This window comes from Lacticaseibacillus sp. YLM2-1, assembly GCF_056583465.1.
On the sequence record NZ_CM152617.1, the window covers coordinates 567,424 to 589,784 of the forward strand.

22 protein-coding genes and 1 pseudogene are annotated in these 22,361 nt (G+C 45.9%); 22 read left to right on the forward strand and 1 reads right to left on the reverse strand.

Annotated features, from left to right (window positions below; translation table 11 throughout):
* Positions 1-19: 19 nt before the first annotated feature.
* From AC07KQ_RS02745 to AC07KQ_RS02835, 19 genes are all read left to right on the forward strand, one after another.
* The gene (locus AC07KQ_RS02745; RefSeq protein ID WP_480156596.1) at positions 20-2,455 is read left to right on the forward strand and encodes a VirD4-like conjugal transfer protein, CD1115 family; all 2,436 of its coding nucleotides are present in this window, start codon (positions 20-22) and stop codon (positions 2,453-2,455) included.
* Complete coding sequence (locus AC07KQ_RS02750; protein ID WP_480156597.1) at positions 2,452-4,509, forward strand: pLS20_p028 family conjugation system transmembrane protein; 2,058 nt, start codon at positions 2,452-2,454, stop codon at positions 4,507-4,509. The genes AC07KQ_RS02745 and AC07KQ_RS02750 overlap by 4 nt, the downstream gene beginning before the upstream one ends.
* A gap of 5 nt (positions 4,510-4,514) precedes the next feature.
* Positions 4,515-4,880 (forward strand): hypothetical protein, encoded by a 366-nt coding sequence (locus tag AC07KQ_RS02755; protein WP_480156598.1) that lies wholly within the window; start codon positions 4,515-4,517, stop codon positions 4,878-4,880.
* A 17-nt stretch (positions 4,881-4,897) separates the two neighbouring features.
* Positions 4,898-5,173, forward strand: coding sequence for a transposase (locus tag AC07KQ_RS02760; RefSeq protein ID WP_003566536.1), 276 nt, complete (start codon positions 4,898-4,900; stop codon positions 5,171-5,173).
* The gene (locus tag AC07KQ_RS02765) at positions 5,170-6,033 is read left to right on the forward strand and encodes an IS3 family transposase (protein ID WP_003663214.1); all 864 of its coding nucleotides are present in this window, start codon (positions 5,170-5,172) and stop codon (positions 6,031-6,033) included. The genes AC07KQ_RS02760 and AC07KQ_RS02765 overlap by 4 nt, the downstream gene beginning before the upstream one ends.
* A 190-nt stretch (positions 6,034-6,223) precedes the next feature.
* Entirely contained in the window at positions 6,224-6,820 is a 597-nt protein-coding gene (locus AC07KQ_RS02770) for a hypothetical protein (protein ID WP_480156599.1), read from the forward strand.
* Positions 6,801-8,729: an ATP-binding protein gene (locus AC07KQ_RS02775; RefSeq protein WP_480156600.1), complete on the forward strand. Its 1,929-nt coding sequence runs from the start codon at positions 6,801-6,803 to the stop codon at positions 8,727-8,729. Before AC07KQ_RS02770 ends, AC07KQ_RS02775 begins: the two co-directional genes overlap by 20 nt.
* Before the next feature lies 1 nt (position 8,730).
* Entirely contained in the window at positions 8,731-9,741 is a 1,011-nt protein-coding gene (locus AC07KQ_RS02780) for a C40 family peptidase (protein ID WP_480156601.1), read from the forward strand.
* A 15-nt stretch (positions 9,742-9,756) separates the two neighbouring features.
* Positions 9,757-10,401 (forward strand): hypothetical protein, encoded by a 645-nt coding sequence (locus AC07KQ_RS02785; RefSeq protein WP_480156602.1) that lies wholly within the window; start codon positions 9,757-9,759, stop codon positions 10,399-10,401.
* Positions 10,398-10,805, forward strand: a complete 408-nt coding sequence (locus AC07KQ_RS02790) for a thioredoxin family protein (RefSeq protein ID WP_003597590.1) — start codon at positions 10,398-10,400, stop codon at positions 10,803-10,805. Before AC07KQ_RS02785 ends, AC07KQ_RS02790 begins: the two co-directional genes overlap by 4 nt.
* Positions 10,795-11,616, forward strand: a complete 822-nt coding sequence (locus AC07KQ_RS02795; protein ID WP_480156603.1) for a hypothetical protein — start codon at positions 10,795-10,797, stop codon at positions 11,614-11,616. The genes AC07KQ_RS02790 and AC07KQ_RS02795 overlap by 11 nt, the downstream gene beginning before the upstream one ends.
* Before the next feature lie 603 nt (positions 11,617-12,219).
* Entirely contained in the window at positions 12,220-12,420 is a 201-nt protein-coding gene (locus AC07KQ_RS02800) for a plasmid replication protein (RefSeq protein ID WP_480156604.1), read from the forward strand.
* Positions 12,417-12,689, forward strand: a complete 273-nt coding sequence (locus AC07KQ_RS02805; protein WP_016379708.1) for a hypothetical protein — start codon at positions 12,417-12,419, stop codon at positions 12,687-12,689. Before AC07KQ_RS02800 ends, AC07KQ_RS02805 begins: the two co-directional genes overlap by 4 nt.
* Positions 12,679-13,116 (forward strand): hypothetical protein, encoded by a 438-nt coding sequence (locus tag AC07KQ_RS02810; protein ID WP_480156605.1) that lies wholly within the window; start codon positions 12,679-12,681, stop codon positions 13,114-13,116. The genes AC07KQ_RS02805 and AC07KQ_RS02810 overlap by 11 nt, the downstream gene beginning before the upstream one ends.
* On the forward strand, positions 13,109-14,353 hold the full coding sequence (gene mobP2 / locus AC07KQ_RS02815) for a MobP2 family relaxase (RefSeq protein WP_480156606.1): 1,245 nt from the start codon (positions 13,109-13,111) through the stop codon (positions 14,351-14,353). The genes AC07KQ_RS02810 and mobP2 overlap by 8 nt, the downstream gene beginning before the upstream one ends.
* 41 nt (positions 14,354-14,394) lie before the next feature.
* A complete protein-coding gene (locus AC07KQ_RS02820) occupies positions 14,395-14,640 on the forward strand; it encodes a hypothetical protein (RefSeq protein WP_003593124.1) in 246 nt (81 codons plus the stop codon).
* On the forward strand, positions 14,627-17,167 hold the full coding sequence (locus AC07KQ_RS02825) for an ArdC-like ssDNA-binding domain-containing protein (protein WP_480156607.1): 2,541 nt from the start codon (positions 14,627-14,629) through the stop codon (positions 17,165-17,167). The genes AC07KQ_RS02820 and AC07KQ_RS02825 overlap by 14 nt, the downstream gene beginning before the upstream one ends.
* Entirely contained in the window at positions 17,167-17,355 is a 189-nt protein-coding gene (locus tag AC07KQ_RS02830; RefSeq protein ID WP_480156608.1) for a hypothetical protein, read from the forward strand. Before AC07KQ_RS02825 ends, AC07KQ_RS02830 begins: the two co-directional genes overlap by 1 nt.
* Before the next feature lie 194 nt (positions 17,356-17,549).
* Positions 17,550-17,612 carry a putative holin-like toxin gene (locus AC07KQ_RS02835; protein WP_260197480.1) on the forward strand — a complete coding sequence of 21 codons (63 nt, stop codon included), beginning with the start codon at positions 17,550-17,552 and terminating at the stop codon, positions 17,610-17,612.
* Positions 17,613-17,767: 155 nt separating this feature from the next.
* Here AC07KQ_RS02835 and AC07KQ_RS02840 read toward each other — a convergent pair.
* A pseudogene (locus AC07KQ_RS02840) lies at positions 17,768-18,031 on the reverse strand (hypothetical protein); the annotation flags it as partial.
* A 162-nt stretch (positions 18,032-18,193) separates the two neighbouring features.
* Here AC07KQ_RS02840 and AC07KQ_RS02845 point away from each other — a divergent pair.
* The 3 genes from AC07KQ_RS02845 (at position 18,194) to AC07KQ_RS02855 (ending at position 22,286) form a co-directional block, all read left to right on the forward strand.
* Positions 18,194-20,548, forward strand: coding sequence for a DUF262 domain-containing protein (locus AC07KQ_RS02845; protein WP_126353748.1), 2,355 nt, complete (start codon positions 18,194-18,196; stop codon positions 20,546-20,548).
* A 590-nt stretch (positions 20,549-21,138) separates the two neighbouring features.
* A complete protein-coding gene (locus AC07KQ_RS02850) occupies positions 21,139-21,390 on the forward strand; it encodes a transposase (RefSeq protein WP_480156609.1) in 252 nt (83 codons plus the stop codon).
* Positions 21,391-21,407: 17 nt separating this feature from the next.
* The gene (locus AC07KQ_RS02855) at positions 21,408-22,286 is read left to right on the forward strand and encodes an IS3 family transposase (protein WP_270768833.1); all 879 of its coding nucleotides are present in this window, start codon (positions 21,408-21,410) and stop codon (positions 22,284-22,286) included.
* Positions 22,287-22,361: the final 75 nt, after the last annotated feature.

Consider the following 22,361-nt stretch of genomic DNA (forward strand, 5'->3'; position numbering starts at 1 on the left):
TAGCAGAAAGGAGGTCAGCATGAACCACGAAAAAAGGCAGTGGCGTGAAGCGCTTGGTAATAAACGATTTCTAATCGCGATTGCAGGTCTGTGGTTGATAGGTGGTCTACTGATTCTTAATTGGTTGACACATATTCCGTCAATGTTCTTAAAACTGATAAACCAGGCACCTAGTTTACAAACAATTGTCCCAACGGTGCTACATCCGGCTAATTTTTTATGGCCTGATTTCACCTATCTGCTGGTAGCACTGTTGTACTTGGTTGGCCTAGTTGTGCTGGTCATTTATGTGCTCATACGCACCTATCGTTGGCGCAAAGCTTTTCAGTCCATTAATACTGGACAAAAAGGCACCGGACGCTTTGCACGGGTAGCAGAGGTGGCGGCCGCAAGTATCGCCATTCCATTAAATGATTATCCATATGTGGGTGAGTCAGGGGTACCTCAGCTCCATATTAAAAAGGATCAAATGGACAAATATGAATTGAAGACTGTTGTGCAGCAGTATCGCAGTGCCGACCAGCATCATGGCGTTGACCTAGTAGATACCAGCGGCACCAATACAGTTGCTGTGGCTGGGCCAGGTGGTGGGAAGACCACACTATTTTCCTTGCCAGTGTTGGATTTTATTATGCGAGCATCCGTCCATGACTCTGTTATTATCACCGATGTTAAAGGCGAAATGCTTCGTAGCACCAAAGCAGAATTTGAGGCACGTGGTTATCGAGTTGCGGCTTTAAACCTAGTTGATCCGACTTACTCGATTGCCTATAACCCACTTGAGCTAGTGAAACAAGCGTACGCTGCTGGAGACTTTGATAATGCGCAGATGTTGTGCAATACCTTTTCTTACAGTATTTTCCACAATCCGAATGCAAAGGAACCGATGTGGGAACAGTCGTCTATTTCACTGCTAAACGCCTTGATTCTAGCGGTATGTAAGGTCTGCTTTGATCAACACACACCTGAGAAAATCACGATGTATACTGTCACCACTATGTTGAGTGAACTAGGGGCTAATCCAGATGAGAATGGCATGACCAAACTGGACAAGTTCTTCTCCAAGTTGCCCTCTGGCGATCCAGCCAAATTGCAGTATGGCACAATTCAATTTTCGCAAGGGATTACCCGTAGCGGTATCTTTACTGGTACGATGGCAGGCATTAAGAACTACGCTTTTAGTAATATTGGCCGCTTAACGGCCACAAACGACTTTAATATTGCCGACTTAGCCACTGGTGACAAACCAGTGGCTTTCTTTATCATCTACCCAGATTACGACAACTCGAACTACTCACTAGTTGCGACCTTTCTATCGCAGGTGGGCTATGTGTTGGCTAAGATGGCGACGCTCGCAGCTGACTCAAAGCTCAAGCGGCGGGTGATTAATCTGTATGAGGAACTGGGTAACTTGCCACGTATTGAAGGACTACCACATTACCTCAACGTTGGTCGTGGACGTGGTCTGGTCTATTACCTGATTTTGCAGTCAATTGCACAGTTGGAGGCCAATTATGGCAGGGAAGGCGCTGCCGAAATCATGGGTGCCTGTGGCAACAAGTATGACATTTTGGCTGATAACTACGATGATGCAGAATACTTCTCCAAGCAAATTGGACAAACAACGGTGATTGCACCATCGCGTCACGGGGCACCAATGGACACGGACAAGTCGTTTGGTGAGTCGCAAGAAACTAGAAGACTCATGATGCCTGATGAGTTGCTTCGACTCAGGAAAGGCGAAGTGGTGCTAATTCGCAGCAAGCAACGGTCTGATCTTGAGAATCGTTCAATTACAGCTTGGCCGATTCATGCCAACCCGGATGAGGGCACTGAGTTACCATTTTCATTTGAATATCTGACACGGTTTAATCACCAGGCAACCTTTGCCGAGTTGTATGGCGATAAGAAGCCAGCACATAACGACATTGATCTCAAAAAACTGTTGCTGGATATTACCGTGACAACGATTGAACCGCAGAATGAAAATGATGATCCTGAAATCACAGTTAAAGTGAATGGTCATTCACTCAATGCCGAAAACGATGAGCCGCATGTAGAACAATATGCGTCTGAACCAGCAGCAGCTGACGAAAACTCAGATCAACACACGCCAGCAGTGGGTTCAGAACAATCGCCGCAGGATTCAAAACCAGATCAAGACAATATTGAGGCTGAGCCTAACGACCCTAAGAAACAAATCACTACAGAGATTGATCAACAAGCGACGCCGCTATCGACTTTGTTTAGTAAATCGCAACTTCAAATGATTGAAAAGGGCGTTCAAGAGTTGCTCACACAAGATGACTACGCTGAGTATCAGTCGCTGGATTCTGTTGAAGCTATGACTCATTGGCTAAATGCTCGGCGAGCCATGAAAAGCTTTGCTGCGCAACTGGACTTTGCTTATCAAAAACTCGATGCATTCAAGAAGAAAGAAGGTGACAATGCTTGAGTACCATTGAATATTTGGAAAAGTTTCAGCCAGTGTTGCACAAAGCAACATGGATCAACGATGGCCTACGCTGGATTGGCTGGCAAATCATTCGTATGTTAGCGAATTTGGCTGATGGCTTGACCAGTATGTACAGTCAAGCGTTTAAACTCATCGACTTTTGGAACTCAAAAGATGTCAGTGGCTTTGTCGCCGCGTATCAGCCCATCTTTTGGGTTCTTTGTACGTTGGGTATTGCCTGGGTCGGTTTCATGATGATTCATCGTACCAAGACTGACTTTCACCAGAAGATCAATAATCTCATGGTGGCGTTGTTTATCTTCATTGGCCTTGGTACCTTGACGTCAACCCTGTCTGGATTGGTCGTTGCTGGCGTCGGAACATCACTACAAAAAGCACGTCCGGCGGTCTCAATCGTCTCCAACAATATGACTGATTTAATGCGGGTCAACAATGATGGTTGGAAATCCCTATCGCCCAATCCAAGCACGAGCATCAAAACAATTGACGACGTCAATAACCTAGATATTAATGAAACACTGGATACTGGGAATACGCTATTGAATCATGCTGGTTCCAAACTAAATGCGACTGGGAATGAAATCATGTCGCATCAGCTGACAATGGGCGGTGACGGTAAGTATCAATTACGCGATATGAAGGCATTCTTCCACGATATTGCTTACTACCGTTACTCTTTTCATCCGTATCTGACGTTTTTCGAGTTATTTGCGTTTACCATTGCGATCATCTTGGTCATTATCAAGGTTTTCGTATCCATTATGGAAATCGGTTTTATTACCATGCTGGCGCAAGGAATGGCATTGTCTGATATTGATTCAGGCAAACGTAATTTAGCCTTGATACAAAAGCTGCGCGATACCTTCATTGTGTTGTTTTTAACCTCGGTCATGTTACAACTATTCACCTTCTGGACAAGTGCCCTTGCGAATCCATCAAATCAACAAAGCCCAGTAGCACAGTGTTTCGGAATTATTGCTGGAGCCATGTTTTTGATTAATGGTCCAAACATTGTGACAAGTTTGTTTGGCATGGATGGCGGTGCACGTGGTATTGGGGCAACCCTTGTTGGTGGTGCGATGGGTCTTCGTGCCGCTGGTGGCCTAGGTCGTGGTATGGCACGGGGTTTCAGCAATGCGGCACACGCAACGGTGCATGGCACTGCTCGTGCGGCGGGATATGGTGCTGGTTTTGCAAATGCGTTTAGGAGCAATAAGAGTAATCGTTCTAGCGGTAGTAAACCATCCATTGATGGCATTGGTGCAGAAGCAGCCAAACAAGACGCAGCGACACCTGATCTGGAAACACCAGCGACAACAGATCCAGCGCTTGGCAAACAAAGTGGCACAGACGCTAATCCAACCTCATCGAGCGTTGCCGGTCCAGATATGGCTTCGTTGAGCGGTACAGAGGCAGCCAGTGAGGCACCAGCAACCACGGGGCCAGATATGGCTTCGCTCAGTAGCACTGAACCGGCAAGTGAGATGCCGGCAGCTGCCGGTCCAGATATGGCTTCGTTGAGTGGCACAGAACCAGCCAGTGAGGCACCAGCAGCAGCTGGGCCAGACATGGCTTCACTGAGTGGTAGTGAACCAATGCAAGGAGATCAAGGCGAGCTTTCAAAACCTAAAACAGCACAACGTACGATGGGGCAACCGGCTCCTAAAGGATCAAACTTTGCGACTGGGACTAACACCCGGGACCAATCAGCGACCAGCAACGTTGGTAGTCAGGCGGGAAACCGAGCATCAATAGGGAATACTAGTCCAGATAGTGGTACGCAAGTAGAATTTGGAACGCAAGCCGTTGATACTGGCTCAGCGCCACAGCAGATTCCGGCTGAGACACGGACGCTAGGTCAAATGTGGGGCGGCAGAGCCGTTCCGGCACTTGCCAAGCATTCACAAACCGTTCGGTTGGCACAGCGTTCCTATAATCGCGGTGCTGCCATTCCAAGCAATACACGCAAAGTAATCCAAAGTGCAAAGAACTCATATCAAAATCATAATGAACAGCCAACCTTTAGGAGGTGACTTAAATGGCTCATAAGGTGATTTATTCGCGCCGTCTCATTGTCAAAGGACAATACAACAAACTCCTGACCATACGCGATGTCTTCATTGCAGGTGCTGTTTCCGGGGTCACTTTTGTTGTGTTAATAGTGACAACACCCATGGCTGTCGCGTTGTTTGGGTTGATTTTAATGTTTGTGCTAACTGCAGCGTTACGAATCCAATCCGGTGTACCACAAAAGAACAACTTGCAGGTTATGAAACAGTTGTTACTGCGCAAGCGGGTCATTTACCATGCAATTGACGATCCAATTAGACAACTACTATTCAAGCGAGGTGAGCATGGCTCCTATGCTGTAATTACGGACAAAAATAGTTTGTGCGATAATTGACAGATGAGGAATATTTTATGACCAATACAGCTATTCGCTACACCCCCGAATTTAAGCAAACCTTGATTGATCTTCATGAAAAAGGACACTCATTCAAAGAACTACATGAAGAATACGGTCCTTCCTTAGACACTATTCGCAAATGGGTTCAGGCGGCCACTGTCATTGCCATTGATCATCAAGGTACTGCTGTGACCAACGAACAGTTCAAGCAACTTCAAAAAGAAAATCGCCGTTTGAGGGAAGAACTCGATATTTTAAAACGAGCGGCGGTGTTGCTGGCAAAGCGTTGATTCATAGCGGCCGAAAGGCCGCTCTTTTTATGATTCAAGATCAATTGAGCCGGGGGCACCGCATCACAGTTATTCTCCGAGCGTTACGGATCCCTTCGAGTACCTACTATGACTGGTTAAGGTGGCATCCTAAGTCACGAAATCGCCGCCGAATTAAGCTTAAAGAGCTGGTTCAGGTTCTTTGGCAACGTCGAAAGTTTTACGGATACGTGCGGATTGCTAAACGTATTCGTAAATTACTTAAATGCCGCTTAAGTGACCGCACGATTTGGAAAGTCATGCGTGAATTGGGGATTCAATCGACAATGTATCGTAAACGCTCTAAAAAGCCTACCACAACCACTGACATGCCACAAAAACCTAATTTAATGCGACACCTAGCTGACTTGTCTGAGGTCGTGACCACCGATATCACCTATATTCAACTGATCAACCAAAACTGGGTTTACCTTGCAACAGCGTATGATCCAAAAGCGAGAAAAGTCTTAGCTTGGCAAGTGGGTCAACAGATGACACAAGACCTCGCGGTCGCACCGATTCAAGCGTTAATTCACCAAGGTTATACTTTTAAGATGGTTCATAGCGATATGGGTAGTCAATATACCAGTCGTTTGTTTGAGACAACCTTGACAGATGCGCACCTGCGTCACTCATATTCTCGCAAAGGCAAACCGGCTGATAACGGGCGGATTGAGGCCTACCATTCGCTATTGAAACGAGAATGGGTCCGGTTGGAGCAGATCAACTATGAATCAATTTTAGACGTCACTGAATCCATTGCTCGTTACAACACCTTCTACAATCATGATCGCGAGACCAACGGTCGCGGTGCTTGCAAAAGAAAGTCAGCAGCTGCATAAGTAACCGTTCAATAGGCGCACAGCCCTGGGGAAAGCACCAGATGTCAGGGCTTGTTTGTCGTACCTATGGCACGTTAAACAAGATTAAACGCTGATAAAAGATCTGATAATGCGTGAATTTAAGTGACAACCATACGCATTCGGCAGAACCGTACAATTTTTGTCCGGGCCATTGACATTCTTGCCCATCGTGGCAACAAGGTTTGACGCTGTTGAAGCACGTAAACGCCAAAAAGAGGCAGCCAAGAAAAAGGAACGCAAGGATGGTGTTGGTCGTATTTATCCAGTTGTTGGTATCACTAATTCTGGCTACATTAAGCTGGCTCACAATGGTCTCATGTTTTATGCGGACGTATTCAAGCCCAAAAGCTTTGACTTGTTTGAACTGTCCGTTCAAGACGCTGATCAAATTGAGAGTGAGCTTTGGGGGTTACATCAACAATACCCTGGTTCGATCAAGGAACTATACATGAATTTTCCAGAGACCAACCAACGGCAACAGACTTATTTCCGGCGGAAAATTGAGCAGACTCGTAATCCCATTTATCTTGAGCTGTTGCAACACGATCTAGCTGTTCTTAAGCAGCTAGAAAAAACCTATCGCAAGCTAAGCAGTTGGATCTGGTTCTTTGGCGACAGTGTGCCAGAACTAGAAAGAAATCTGGAATTAGCTAGGCATGCATCGACGCTTTATACCTTTGAGCGTGCTGGACTTGCTGAAAAGGAGAAGATGTTACAGATGATGAATAATCCGGAGGTGAGTGTTAGTGAAACTGAAGAAGCTTGATTTAGATCAGCACTTTGTTTTTAAAACACAACCTGCAGGCGGTATTGATACGCGCAACGAACTTTATCTGAATATGGGTGATCACTATATGACGACGATCCATATTTTTGATATTCCAGAAGAGTTCAGTGACTTTTGGCTCACAGGTATTACCGAAATCCCAGGAGTGACAACAACGGTGGATACGGTCAACAATACCAAGGCGGACTTCGTTGACAACATTGCGGAGGCTATTACGGAACTGACCGTGCAATTAGATCATGCGAAGAATATTGCCGATTCTGATGAGATTCAAAATGAAATTGATCCGCTGCGATCATTGAGCTTAGCACTACGTAAAGACGGTGAGGTCATCAGGCAGACTTACATTCGAGTGTATTGTTATGCGGCAACTCGTGATCAATTGGAACGTAAAGTAAATGAAGTCGTGAAGCAGATTCGCAAAATGAGCTTCAAAGCTTCCGTTTTTCTCGGTGAAGGCATGGAAGAGTATCAGGCGATGTTTCTACCTGCTGGTGAACAGCGGTACTTGAAGAATGCACGCGAAGGAATTCCGTTGAGCGGAGAAGTGTTAGGCTTGAGTTTTGCACATAATCAAACCTCTTTAAATGACCCGTTCGGGTCTTATTTTGGCTACACGCAGACTGGCGGAACCGTCTATTGGGATCAGTTTTTAGTCGACAAACAGCGAACTTACTACAATCTGTTTTTGAGTGGTGACCTAGGATCAGGTAAATCAACGCAGCTCAAAAAGATTATCTGGGAGCGCGCGATTCGGAGTGACCTGGTGCGTATTTTTGATCGATCTGGTGAATTTAGAGACACGGTGCACGCCCTAGGCGGGAAGGTCGTTAGTTTAGATGGTCGTGACGGTACAATTAATCTGTTGCAGGTTTATCCAAGTGTGACCGTGGGTGATAGCAACGAAGTTGACCCAGTTGGTAGTTACAAGGCTCATCTCAAGGACCTGAGTGTTAAGTACCGTTTGTTTAACCACGATGCCAGCGGGCAAGAGGCTCAATATTTTGCAACCCAGTGCGACGGCTTGTATCGTCAACTAGGACTTCTGGGGGACAGCATTGGCTTAACTCAGAAGCCTTTTATTACGGAGCGAGATGCCAATGATTATCCCACGCTCAGTCAACTCATTGACTTTGTTGATCAAAAACGCCAAAACCGCACAGACGATATGGAAAAGAAACTGCTAGATCATATCTATGTCACCCTTAACAATTTGCGGAAGACTTATGGCGAATTGTTTGATGTGCATTCTACCTTGCCTGATTATGACAGGGAGTTGGTGGTTTCCTATGACCTTTCAGCGCTTGCGGATTCTTACCCAGAAGAAGTACAGGACTTGCAGATCTACAATGCGTTGATTTCAAGCTACAACGTTTGCATGAAACAAGGACGAATTGAAAAGAAGGCATTTGATGACGGTGAGCGATCGCTTGAGGATATTCACCACTTCTTATTGGTCGTTGATGAATGTCACACTTTGTTGAACACCAACAAGGCATATGTTGCCGATTTGTTTGTCCGAATCATGTCAGAAGATCGTAAAGCCTTTGGTGCCATTTGTTTAGCGACTCAACGGTTGGAACGGATGTTTCCTAGCGGCGATAATGCGCAAGACCGAGATACAGTTAGTGCGATTAATGCTCTTCGACAGATTTACACACTTTGCCAATATAAGATTGTCTTGAAGCACGATGCGACAACCATTGGAACAGAAAAGAATCCACGTATCTTGCGTCAGTTGCTAGGTGATATTCTGTCACCTAGCGAATTTTTGCAGATTCCTAAGTTTGATAAAGGTGAAGCCATGTTCCTGCTAGGATCTGAAAAACTGCATATGCACTTCCAGGTGACGAAGCAAGAACTTGCCATCTTCAAAGGTGGTGCCTGATGTGAAAACACTTAGCAAACGTTGGTTGTTGCGTTTGATCTTTGGAAGCTTAAGCAGTTTCGTACTGTTTTTTGTTTTGTTCATGGTCCTCATCGCAGCCATGTTTGCTGGGTTAAACGATAAGAAAGGTGGCGGTAGTGACTGCGATATTACCGGCAGCATTTCGGCCACGGGTAATTTCAACAAAGACACCTATCAGCAAGCGTGGTCCAAATATTTTACGAGTGGCGTGCTCAAAGATGAAGCTGACTACACTATCAAAGCAGCAAACAAGGCAGGCGTTTCGCCTGCTCTTTTTGCGTCCATCATGGGACACGAAAGTGGGTGGGGAAAAAGTTCGGCCGTGCGTAATCAAAACAATCCGTCAGGCCAGATGTCAGGTAGCACCATCATTTCATATCCGACTATTGAAGCAGGCATCGACGCAACGGCGGCCACCTTGCATAACCTGGTTGTCGAGCGACAGTTATCAACGGTTGAGAAGCTTGGTTCGGTCTACTGTCCTGTGGGTGCGGCTAACGATCCCACGGGACTGAATGCCAGCTGGGTACCATCCGTCAAAAAAACAATGCTTGAATTTGGAGCAGATGCCAGTGCCACATTGGCAACGACGTGCAACTCTGGCGCTGGAAGTGTGGGTAACGGTAGTGCCATCATTACCGAAGCGAAGAAATATCTTGGCGTTCCTTATGTCTGGGGTGGCAAATCTCCAGCGACTGGCATGGACTGTTCCGGCTTTGTTGGTTACGTCTTAATGCAGGTCACGCATAAATCTTACCCACAATACACGGTGTCACTGGAAAGCAAAGGTACGATGCTATTCAACGGCGGCAAACCTGTCATGAGTGAATTACAGCCAGGCGATATGATCTTTTATGGTGACCACGGCGCGTCACATCATATTGCTTTTTACGCTGGTGATGGTCAAGTGATCGAGGAACCTGAACCCAATGACGTCTGTCACATTCGTCCCTATAAAGACTATGAACCAGACTTTGCAGTCAGACCATAGAACAAGGAGGTAAACATGAATCGTAAAACAATGCTGGTCAGTGTCATGATGATCCTCGCACTTGGTGCCGGTGCCTATGGCTGGGCGTCAGCCAATACAGCCAACAAAAACATCAGTCAGCAGAAACAAGAACTCCGTATCATGGCGTCTAAAAATGAATCATTAGAGACGCAATTAGAGGCGCTTAAAATTTCTAATCAAGTCAATCATGCGTCAAGCAACTCTGACAGCGCGAGTAAAAAAGCAAACACGACATCATCTCAATCAGACAATCTAACAGACACAACACAGAAGATCACAGCAATGATGAATGGTCTGTTGCAAGGCATGTACTCGCCTAAAACGGCCACCACAATGGGTCAGTATGAAGCCATGAAACCTTACCTAACGGGTGAGGCGATCCAAAGTTTCATGCCTGATCGTGATACACCCATTAGCGCAAATGGGTTTCAAGAATCAACGATTAACGATCTGCGCGTTTATGTCACCCCACAGGGTGACGACTACTTGTTAATGGCACGTTATGAACTTGGTAACAACAAGACCAACACAAATAAGAAAACCACGATGGTTTTTCAAGGCACGGTCAGGAAGGTTGGCAATGACTACAAATTAGCTGCCTTTGATTCTAACCGCGCACTATCGGGGGTGACACCGTGAAGCATCCGTTTAGACATTTCCTCATCAATACGGTGATAGGTATTGTCATCGCTACGGCTTCTCTATCAGCGCTCTATGTATACGCACCAAAGGCAATGATCAATGTGGCAACACCGATCACTATCAATGCACAAAAGAAGGATCAATATATTCTCTACTACAGTCCTACGTGTCCAGTGTGCCAACAAGTTTATCGCACTTACTTCTGGCGGTCAGTGACCGGACAACTCAAGTTTGCCAGCGTTGCTAATGAGCAAAACAGAGAAGCGGCAGCAGCGTTAGGCATCACGAAAGTACCGACCCTAGTTCATTATAAAAAGGGCAAAGTGGTGACGCAGTACACCGGTCATCGCGAGCAGCAAATCGACAAAGTGCTGGCTGGTGGTAAGGCAGGTGAACATTAAAATGATGAATCAAGGTATTCACTTTCAAGACAAAAACAAGTACAGTCTTCGCTACGTCAAACTGCTTGGCATTCTCCTAGCAGCTTTTTCTTTGCTCATTTTTGCGATCGTTTTATGGCCTCGTCAAACCGACAACAAACAAATCAGCCTTGGTCAGACCTTCGATCAAGGCAACAACCAATTTCAATTTGCTGGGGTCGATACGGACAAGCAAAACGCCGCCATGTACTTCTATGTTACCAAGAACACCATCGACCCACTGGCACCTTTAACGACTGTCGTCGTGACTAAAAGGACACATAGCGGCAGTGACTTCCATACCCAATTGAAACAGATTGCCGATGATTATTACGTGGTCAAGCTTAAGAAAAGTGCGATCAACAATGGCCGCTTGTTTGTCAAACTAGGTTCGAAAAAAGACCTGTCAGGGGTCACGAGTGCCATTGATTTTGTTCTCCTAGACCTTCGCCATCCAGCCAGGGTGAAGTCCCTAACCGAAAGCGTTTATCTTAAAAAGTACCTCAAGATTTTGCGCAGCAACACGACCAACCGAGTCGCTTCCTTAGAAAAGAAGCTGGTCCAATACAATCATGATCTGCAAATTTTGAAGACTAGTTTAGCCCGTCAAAAAGACACCGCCAACTTGCAAGTCGGCAAACAAAAGCGAGCAACTGAACAACGCATGACGCAAACCGAGACGAATATACAAGACAAGAAACAGGACATCAGCGACACGCAAAGTGCCATTAAGGTGGCCCAAAACAATCTTCAAAGTTACGAGAAACGCTATCAACATTACGCTCATCATTGACTGCACATGTAAACTTGCCGATAGTGCAACTTGTCGTGTGCACTTCATGTTGTCGTCAAGCTACTAGTTAGTTGTGAACGTTGCAACACCAAAACCGCGCTCGTTCGCGTGGACAGGTGCCATTTTTGGCAAATGTTGCATTTTGGAGAAATATTAAACACTGTCCTCTGTATTCCAACTCGCACAAGGGATTAGGTGCGATTGATAAATGTTGGATTTTCTCCTAAAATTCAACATCACTCTTTTTGCTCATGTTGGATTATTACCAAATATTCAACTCTGTGGCATCTAACTGCTAGCACTATAAAGCAAACCGCACTGCGGTTTCTATCAATTTTGATAGCAGTTTTACCTTATGCTCTTTCTTTATTTAGGGGCGTGTCAGATCACCTTCAAAATACGCTTGTTTCGATCGAGCCGTTTTTGAGGTCGGTTGGTTCGCAACTCAAATTTTTCTGATCGTTTGGCTGGTGAAAAACGTTGACGTTTTGACCAGAGTAGTCGCAACTGTTTACCAAAAATCGTCCGGTAACGTGACGCGATTTTAACGCCGTGTGGGTTTGCCAGGCGACAGTTTGTCATCACTATGAAGGAGGCTTTGAGATGGATAAACAAAACGAAACACGTCGAGTCATGATGACCTTGAGCGATCAGGCAATCGCAAAGTTGGATCACCTTGTAGCTGAAAAGCAACGGGAACTAAATCAAAATCCGGAGCTTGCTAAGTACAACCTAAGGCTCAACAAATCAAATATTTTGGAAGCCATGCTGTCTAAAAATAGAACAATAAAAAGAAAGGACTGATTTTTTTGGCTCATACAACCATCATTAGAAATCTTTCTGAACAAGATTTAGCTGCCTTGGATGATGCAGCAAAGCGTAGTCGTTTGTCACGTGAGGAATATCTTCGCACGCTCATTCATCATGACGCAACCGATCACTTACTCAGCGGTGATGTGTCAGATTTGCGCGAACTAACAAGACAAATGGCAATCATCATTGAGCAAAATACGAAAGCCTATCTTGATTTTGTTGATGCGGTTAGGAGGTTGAGGTTGCCTAATGAGGATTAGAAAAACAGTGACTTTGGATTCCAACCTTGAAGGCTTCGCTAATCCAGAGGACGTTCAAAAATATATGGATGAGAATGATCTTAAAACTTTAAGTGCTGCCCTCAAGTCTTTAATGGATGAGCACCATCAACTGATCCAACAAGTTACTCAGCAACAACAACTAGTTCATGAAATTGTCCAGGGAATTATGGAACAACTCAAACCCACTGCAAAGAAAGTCACGATGACTGACCGTAACTTGTTGGTCTTGCTAAAACTGTTTGATGGTGTTGTCGTCCAAAATGGCTGGGATAACTTACCCATTCCCGATGACACAATGAAGCCAACAACAGTTGCTCGTCAGATTGTCAGTGACCAGATTAAGACCGAGTACATTCGCCGCCAAACGAACCAAGTACACCATCGAGGTGGTGGTGCTGATGCCTAGTCGAGTATCACCGGGCATTGTCAATGTGACTGATTTTGTCGCAGCCCATGCCAAGAAGTTTGGCAGCTACATCAACTACATTGATCGAGACGAGGCAATTCGAATTGATCACTTTGACCAACAAAACATTCTGTCAGTTGACGGCTACAACCACTACATGGAGAATCCGAAAAAGTCTTCCGGCATCTTCACTGATCAATACGATCATCTAACATCAACACAACGCGTTCAGTTAAAAAAACAATTCACCGTGGCACAAAAACATCAGTCAGTCATGTGGCAGTCCGTCTTCAGTTTCCGAAATGACTTCCTAGCTGAAAACAATGTCTACAATCCGAAGACCAAACAGTTAGATGAAGCCAAGTTGCGGGACGCTACCCGGGTCGCCATGAACGACTTCACCGGTAAAATGGGTATGACACATTCCGCTATTTGGTCTGCTGCGATTCACCGCAACACGGACAACATTCATATCCACGTTGCTATTGTGGAGCCACAACCTACCCGTGAATGGAAACGAGTTACGGTCGAAGGTAAGCACGGTGAGACCTATCAAGAATGGCAGCGCAAAGGTTATGTACCTAAGAAGATCTTGAACCATTTCAAGGCGGCCTTTGCCAACGAAATGGTTGATCGCGATCGTTCACTTGCACGGATCAGTGACCTCATTCGTCAACGACTACAACCCGATCAGCGTTCTGTTTGGCGTCATCAGAGCAGCCTAGACTTTGCCGTTAGGTATCAAGAGCTGGTCAAAAGCTTGCCCCGTGATCGCCGTCTTTGGAAGTACAACAACAATGCCATGAAGCCCTATCGCGACCAGTTAGATGCCATGTCGAGAAACTATTTGATGCGTTGTAAGCCTGAGGAGTTGGGTGAATTTAAACAACTACTCGCACAAGAAACACGTTTTCGTGAAGCCTTGTATGGCAGTGGCACAAAAGAAGCCAACCGTGCGCAAGACTACACCGATAACAAATTACATGAACTGTATGCCCGGATGGGTAACAGTATTTTAAAAGATATATCAGCTTACCGTACCGAACAAGAAGCTGTTTCTCAAACACATCATCAACCATCAGTAACCAATCACTTGAACGGCCTACAGAAGATTTTCAACGCCGATATCAAGGCACAGCGGTTAGCCAAACGCGAATATCAAAGACGCCAGTCTGATCAGGATCGAGAACGTGAACAAGACAAGAAGAAACAGGAACAGCAAACGCGCTTTTACTAGGGCGTTTTTTGTTTGTCTTCTATATAGAAAGGAAAGTAATGATGCCAGCTATTTATGCAGATGAAATGCAAGTGCTCGGTAGTGAGCTGCCTGTGATTGACAACCTCGCCGATTATCCAACCGTCAGCTTGCAACCAACGTCCACCAAAATGAGACGAGTTGCTTGGCAGCAGGTTGCCGACAATCAGTATCGAGCGTTATACGCTTTGGAGCCGATCATCAAACCGGTTCCTGGTGCGGAAGAGAACGTCACATGGGAGGAGGATGGTGAAGATGGCGAGGACTAAAGCTGAGATCAAAGCCTGGGAACATGAGATGGCGCAGCGAGCCACAGAACAATTAAGCGCACTTGCTGACACTCAAAAGTTTAAGCAATACCTTCGGCAAAATGCTGCCTTCCATGGCTACTCTGTTCGTAATGTGCTCCTGATTAATATGCAGCACCCTAATGCAACGCGGGTAGCCGGATTTAAGCAGTGGGACAAATTAGGTCGCCACATTCGTAAGGGTGAACACGCCATCAAGATCACCATGCCAATCGTTAAGAAGCTCACGCCAGAGGAACAGGTCAAATACAAAACGACCGCTGAACGAGCAATTGTTGGTTATCGCTACGGCTCAGTATTCGATGTCAGTCAAACCAACGGCAAAGCTTTACTATCCGCAACAGATTTTATTAAGGAGCGGTTGGGTGATCACCAAAACGTGGATCGTTTATATCACGCTGTCGTTGATGCCATCAATACCGAAGGTCACGTTAAGGTCAGTGAAGCCCCTATTGATGAACCGGGTGTTCGTGGTTTCTTTCGGCCGTCCACACAAGAAATTGTGATTAGTCCACAAGAAACAGACGCGGCTATGAAACTCAAAACTTTGTTCCATGAGTACGGCCACAGTCAGTTACATGGCATTGGTCAGGCATTTGCTGATCGACCACGCGCTTGGAAAGAAGCGCAAGCCGAATCTGTTGCTTACATTGCCATGCAAAACATTGGCATCGACACTGGTGACTATTCATTAGGATATGTGGCCACTTGGGCGAAAGATCCTAAAGTGATGGCACAAGCCCTCAAAGAAATCAATGAGGCCAGTGTGCATACGATCGAGCTATCTGATCAAGCGGCGCAAGCATTAGGTTTTGATCAAGCACAGACCGCAGAAGCAACGCTTAACGATGCTCCGGAACAAACAACAAACCTCAATAGCGGTAAGCGTGAGCGTTTGACGCAAGCTGAAATCAATCGTGCGCGTAAATTGTCCTTAGTTGATATTGCGCGTAGTGCTGGCATTGATCTCAAGGAGGATTCCCGCGATTACTACCGCGGTGTCGATCACGACTCCTTAGTTATTGATGCAAAAAAGAATCTATGGAAATGGAACTCCCAGAATTTAGGTGGTGGTGCGATTGAATTCGCCACCACCTTTTTAGATCAGAAAGGCTTCTATCAGGCTGTCAAGTTTCTCAACGCTGGTCACTACGATGAAACAAAGATTCAAACCGCGCCGAAGGCAGCCTATCATAACTACTTGAAACGTGCTGATAGCTTTGATCGAGCGCGGGATTACCTCACCATCGCCAGAGGGATTAATCCTCATCTGGTTGACCGCCTGTACCAAAAAGGACTCATTTTTCAGGACTCACAAAACAGTCTGATCTTTCAATGGGCACGCAACGGTAAGGCAGTTGGCGCTAGTATTCAAGGCACGGAAATTGATTTTAAACAATACGGTAAACGTGGCACGCAAAAAAAGATTGCCGCAAACTCGCAATCTGATTTTGGCTTCAATTTTAGTTTGGGGAAACCCCAAGACTTGTATGTCTTTGAATCACCGATTGATGCGTTGAGTTATTGGACACAACACCCAGAGCTAACGAATTGCATGATTGCCTCAGTTGATGGCACTAAAGTTGAAAGTGTCGTGAATATGGCCGTCAATATGTATAAAACAAAAGGGCAATTGCCAGCCACTATTTATGTTGGCTCCGACAATGACCCTGCCGGTCATCAGCTTTATGACAAGCTGCAAGACTCCATCTTAGCTAATACCGAGGCTGAGGTAACTACCTTTAAGCCGCTCTTTCCACAGGATAATGCGATCACTCAGACAACTTACCAAGGCTTGAAACAAGCTGCAGATCAAGCGGGCATTGACTGGCGTGAATTGGCAGCAGCAGCTAAAGCAACAACCAACCTTTCAACGAACTTCCAGCAGGCTTTTCCGCTGCCACAAGCCATTGCCAAAAGCAGCGTGCTCATCAACACCGGAAAAACTAACTTTAACTCAGATGAGGCTTTACTAACCGCAGCAAAATTCATCAAAGCTAATCGCACCGATGATAACAAGCCTAATTGGGACGCCGTTACGAAAAAATTAAATCCTGGTATTGAGGATCATGACCGCGAACATTTAGCAGCAAAATCTTCTTACTACAACACACGTTACCAGGCTGACAATGGTATTCTGCCGGTGTCTAAAATTGCTAAAGACTGGAATGAGTTAGCCAAGTTGGCCCAACATCCAGCAACAATAGATCAGCAGTTAGAACAAACCTATCGTCGTCAGGATGGAAAAACGGCCCAACTAGTTGATAAGGGTCAGGATGAATTTGCGCTAGTGGATACTAAACAGCCTGATAAAGTTGTGGGCTACTTTGAAGCCAACGATCCTCAACAGTGCGCCTATCTCATTAAGCAGTATGGGTACAACGCTGTAGACAAAGAAGATGAGCAGAAGTATCAACAAACTCAGCCGGTTAAGCCCCAACATCAGCAGAAAAAACAACGTGCATCAGGACTAGAGCAAAGTATTTAATGCCCTACCTGCTGGGTTTCAGTCGAGCTGGCGACGAGAACGGCTGGGTTTTGCCGTTCCGTTGCATCATGTTGCCGAGATCGGGTCTAATCCTCGCGGCAGGCAGATGCCCGAAGCGCGTGGGCGGGGCAGGCGCCCCACGCTTCTCGGCCTTGGCCGAAGAGGCTTTTTTTTGCGGTAGCAAATAGCTGTATGCCTTGCGCCTCAAGGAACGAAGCCAATTATATGCTATACTAGACGTGGCAGAAAAGTTAAAGACGGTGGCGACTTCCGTAGATTGGAGGTGGTGCTTATGGTGTAAAAACCAACGTACCACGATACCAACGAAAGGCGAAGCCTTGTGTCCATTTCGGACGCTTTACAGCTTATGCTAGGGTTCGGCATGTTTGTCGTAGCCCTGTTAGCATTAGTTGTTGAGCTGATTAAAAATCAGCAAAAAAAATAACCGTCTTCGCTTTGGCTAGCTGACGGTTATTTAACCCAATGGTTGCCGCCGTCTTAAACGGCTCTGCTAGGGGAGCACTCTTATGGGGGTGCTCCCTGTTTGTATTCTCATTATAACAGAAAAAGCACAATCTGACTAGATTGCGCTTGCACTCTTTAAGCCTTGATAGCACCTTCAAAGGCATTCTTGATGTTTGGATTGAGTAGCGGTGCTTGGTTACCAGTAATGTTGCTAGCAATCATCTGCAGGGCGCTTAATTCCTGCGCACTGGCTTTGTCAGGCTTAACTCCTAATTCAATGCACAAGATAGCAAGTACGAACCACTCTCGATTACCTTTGTTGAATTCAGCAAGTGTTTTGTAGTAGGCATTGACCATATTCACAGCCACGCTGTCAGCCACGACCTCTTCAAGTTGCTTTGGATGTAAGCTGATTCCTGAGACAACTTTTAAGAGAGGGTATAATGAATAAATCGTCTCTCAAAAGGAAGGAATTTTTACATGCCAACTCGTTACGACAAAGAATTCAAACAAAACATTATCAACCTATATAAGCAAGGCGAATCAGGAGGGCAGGCATAAATGCAGAAAATTGACAAAACAGACACGCTCAAAACAATTCTGAGTGGTCGCAAATACACCGTCGATTATTTCCAGCGGGAATACCGGTGGGGGCAGAAGCAGATCGAGCAGATTCTCGCCGACTTCCAGAGCACATTTGAGGAATTTTATGATCCGGATGATCATGATACGCCGGAAGAAGTCATGAACTATGGCTTTTATTACATGGGATGTATCATCTGTACTGGCGGCTCGGTAAAGAAAATCATCGATGGCCAGCAGCGTCTGACCTCGCTAACACTTCTCATCATCTATCTGAACAACCTGCAAAAAGAAACTGTCAAGGATGAGGATCTTCTTGTCCCGCTGGATGACATGATCTATTCAAAGGCTTTCAGTAAGAAGAGCTTCAATATCGATGTGGCTGACCGCGAGAATTGCCTGCAGGCTATATTGCAAAAAGATGAGACCTATGTGCCAGTGAATGAGAGCTCACAGAATATGCTTGACCGGTATCAGGACATAGAGGACATCTTCCCTGACGAGCTGAAGGGAGAAGCGCTTCCTTACTTTATTAACTGGCTGATAGAGAAGGTCCTCCTTCTGGAGATCGACACACCGTCTGACGACGAAGCACATACGATTTTCCTGACAATGAATGACCGAGGACTGAGTCTGAACAGCGCCGAGATGACGAAGGCTTACATCATCCAGCAGGTTGCAGAAGCTGACCGCATTGAGGTAAATCGAAAGTGGCAGGACAACATCAACCGTATCAAGAACGCCTCTTCTTACGATACGAGCGGCATGGTGAATACGCAGGACATTGAATTCATCTCTATCTGGCTTCGCGCAAAATATGCCAATTCCATGCGAGATACCAAGCGCGGCGCTAAAGATGAGGATTACGAACTTCTCGGCGACAAGTTCCATACCTGGGTACGCAACAACGCCCGGACGGCGATGGGCCTTGTAAAGCCGAAGGACTACAAGGAATTTGTTCTCACTGAAATGACACGTGTCACTGATATCTATCTTCTGATGAAAGGCTATGGCAGCAAGCTGACCCCCGGATATGAAGAGGTCTTCTACAATGCAAACCGTGACCTGACCTACCAGACCATGCTTGCCATCGCTGCCATTAAAAATGACGACACAGACGACATCGTAAAGAAAAAAATACAGATGACCGCAAAGTTCGTGGACGACTTTGCCACCATCCGAATCCTGAATTTCAAGAAGGTTAACTGGAACACGAATAAGTATTTGCTGTTTCATTTGATGCAGGATATCCGCAATGAGGACTGTAAGACAATCGGCATGGTCTATGTCCGTACACTCCGCCGTATGGACGTGACCGTCGAGGGAATCACCAGGTTCAGTCTGAACCGGTTCTCCGGACGTTACATGCTTCACATCCTCGCGCGCTTCACTTCCTACGTGAATGTGCTGATGGGCAATCCGTCGCATTTCGAGGAGTACGTTGACCGCAAGCGTAAGGGAAACACTTACGATATTGAGCATATCCTTCCGGACAAGTACGAGGACTACGAGGGCAGCTTCACCGACTACGAGGATTTCGAATCCACCAGGAATCAGATCGGAAACCTGATCCTGCTCACCCGAGACAAAAACAGAAGCTATCAGGCAATGAAATACTCCGAGAAGGTCCAGAAGTACATGGGAGACAACATCCTTGCTCAGGCGTTGAACGTCACAGCTTACACGAACAATCCGAAATTCCTCACGGTCGTTAACGAGTACGGCTTTCGTGCGATTCCTGACTTCAGTGAGCAAAGCATCGCAGACCGGGCTGAGATCTATCTGAGAATGGCAAGTGACATCTGGAATCCGGACGCTATTAAGGAAATCGTTGGTGGATGGGCCGATGACGATGAGAAGGGCTTCTTCAAGAACGAGAAGGGCCGTGAATTTACAGTCGGCTATGCAGAAAGAAGCTGGCCTGACGCGCTGAAATACGGATTCCTGTCCGCGAACCTTGGCGGCAGCGGGAAATCTATTTATAACGTTCAGGTCGGAGATACGGTTTATTGCCATATCGCTGGATATGGCTTTGTAGGTATTGGCGAATGCACATCAACCGCTGTGCCTATGAAGAACTTCAAAGTGATGGTCGACGGCACTTCAACTCCTGTAGCAGACGCGCCGGGGGAATCCGAGGAATCCAAGGAGAAACTTGATTCCAACAAGGAAGTATTTATCGGAGTTGCATGGAAGAAATATGTGACGGATATTAATGACGGCTACTGGGAGAAGGGAATGACGACAGTCCCGCTTGTAGCCTACATGCTTAATGATAAGACGACGCATCAGAAGGTCAGAGACCATTTCGGATACACTGACAGCGCCGATTAAACTTTTCAGCGATGGCCATACTTTTTACGATTGCAGATTGAGGGGTCGCGGAGCTAGTAGCAGAATGCCAGCCGAGAATCTGCGACGGTAGAAAACCGGACATTGAAAAGCAAAACCGGACATTCAAATAGAAAACCGGACATTGGAGTCATGTCGGAACCGGTTCAAGAAGAAACGACTTGATCGCTGACCGACCAAGATAAGCGACCAAGATACCGACCAGGTTAACGGCATACCGGGTTGAGACCTTGATCATAAACTGATCGAGCAGAGGAGAGCAGGTCGAGACGATGGCCTCCCTCATGCCCGCCGTATGATAGGTAGAAATAGCATGTGGACATATTTCCGCAAACGGAGAGCACCTGTAAAAATGCCGTTTTTGGCCTTGAGCAGTTCCCGCGAACGGACGGAAATGTGTCCAGGAACCAGACTGGAGATCTCCTCGTGTGGGAGATCTTTTTTGTTGTTTTATTAGTTGCGGCGTTTAATCTGGTGTGTTGTCTGAATATTGGATGTAAGCTGATTCCTGAGACAACTTTTAAGAGAGGGTATAATGAATAAATCATCTCTCAAAAGGAAGGAATTTTTACATGCCAACTCGTTACGACAAAGAATTCAAACAAAAAATTATCAACCTATATAAGCAAGGCGAATCAGCTGCCCAACTGGCCAGAGAATATGGCATTGGCTATTCAACAGTTCATAAGTGGATCCAGGGCCAGGCCAAAACTCAATCCGGTAAATCGCCAGACGAAATCAAAGCGATGGAAAAGCGACTGGCTTGGCTGTCTGAGGAGAACGAAATCCTAAAAAAAGCCCTGGGCTTCCTTGCGCAGAAGTAACCAATATCTTTGATTACATTCACCAAGAAAGCCATCACCACCAGGTAACCAAGATGTGCCGAATCCTCGGTGTTTCCAGAGCTCAGTATTATCGTTATCGATCCCCCAAACCTTCAAAACGCCGGGCCGAAGATGCGGGCTTGAAACAACGGATTCTGCGGATCTTTGCGGAATTTAAGCAGCGATACGGTGTTATGAAGATCCACCATGAATTGAATCTGGAACTTCAACCACTGCAGCTTCGGTGCAGTCCACGACGGATTTCCCGGCTCATGAAGGAACTGGATATCCACTCCGTTACCGTCAATAAGTGGAAAGCGGCTTCGGCTTCCAAAACCAAGGTTGAACAGCGTCCCAACTTGCTTAAGCAGGATTTCTCGACCACTGGTTTAAATCAAAAATGGACCGCTGATATGACCTATATTCAAACGAAGCGTCATGGCTGGTGTTACTTATCAACCATCATGGACCTGTACTCACGACGGATTATCGGCTATTCGTTCTCAAAAAAGATGGATACTGATTTAGTCTTAAAGACCCTTGAAAGCGCGGTTAAAAATCGAACCATTACTGGGGACCTGATTATCCATACGGATTTAGGATCACAGTATACCAGCGATGATTACAATCAACGTTTAACTGAGCTACATATCCGCCACTCATACAGCCGTAAGGGTTGTCCGTATGATAATGCGCCAATGGAATCCTTTCACGCTTCCCTCAAAAAGGAATGTGTTTATCCAGTGCCGGTCTTTGAAGATTATGAAACTGCCGCTGCCGTCCTTTTTGAATATGTGCATGCTTTCTACAATAGGAAGAGAATTCATAGTTCACTGGGCTACCAGACCCCCTTACAAGTTGAAATTGCAACACTTACGAGCCAAATGGCCGCCTGATTTAATGCTTTCCAGGGTTCAAATAAGTTATTAATCGCGATTAATGATTTATTTGAGCTGTGGAAGGTAAACGCG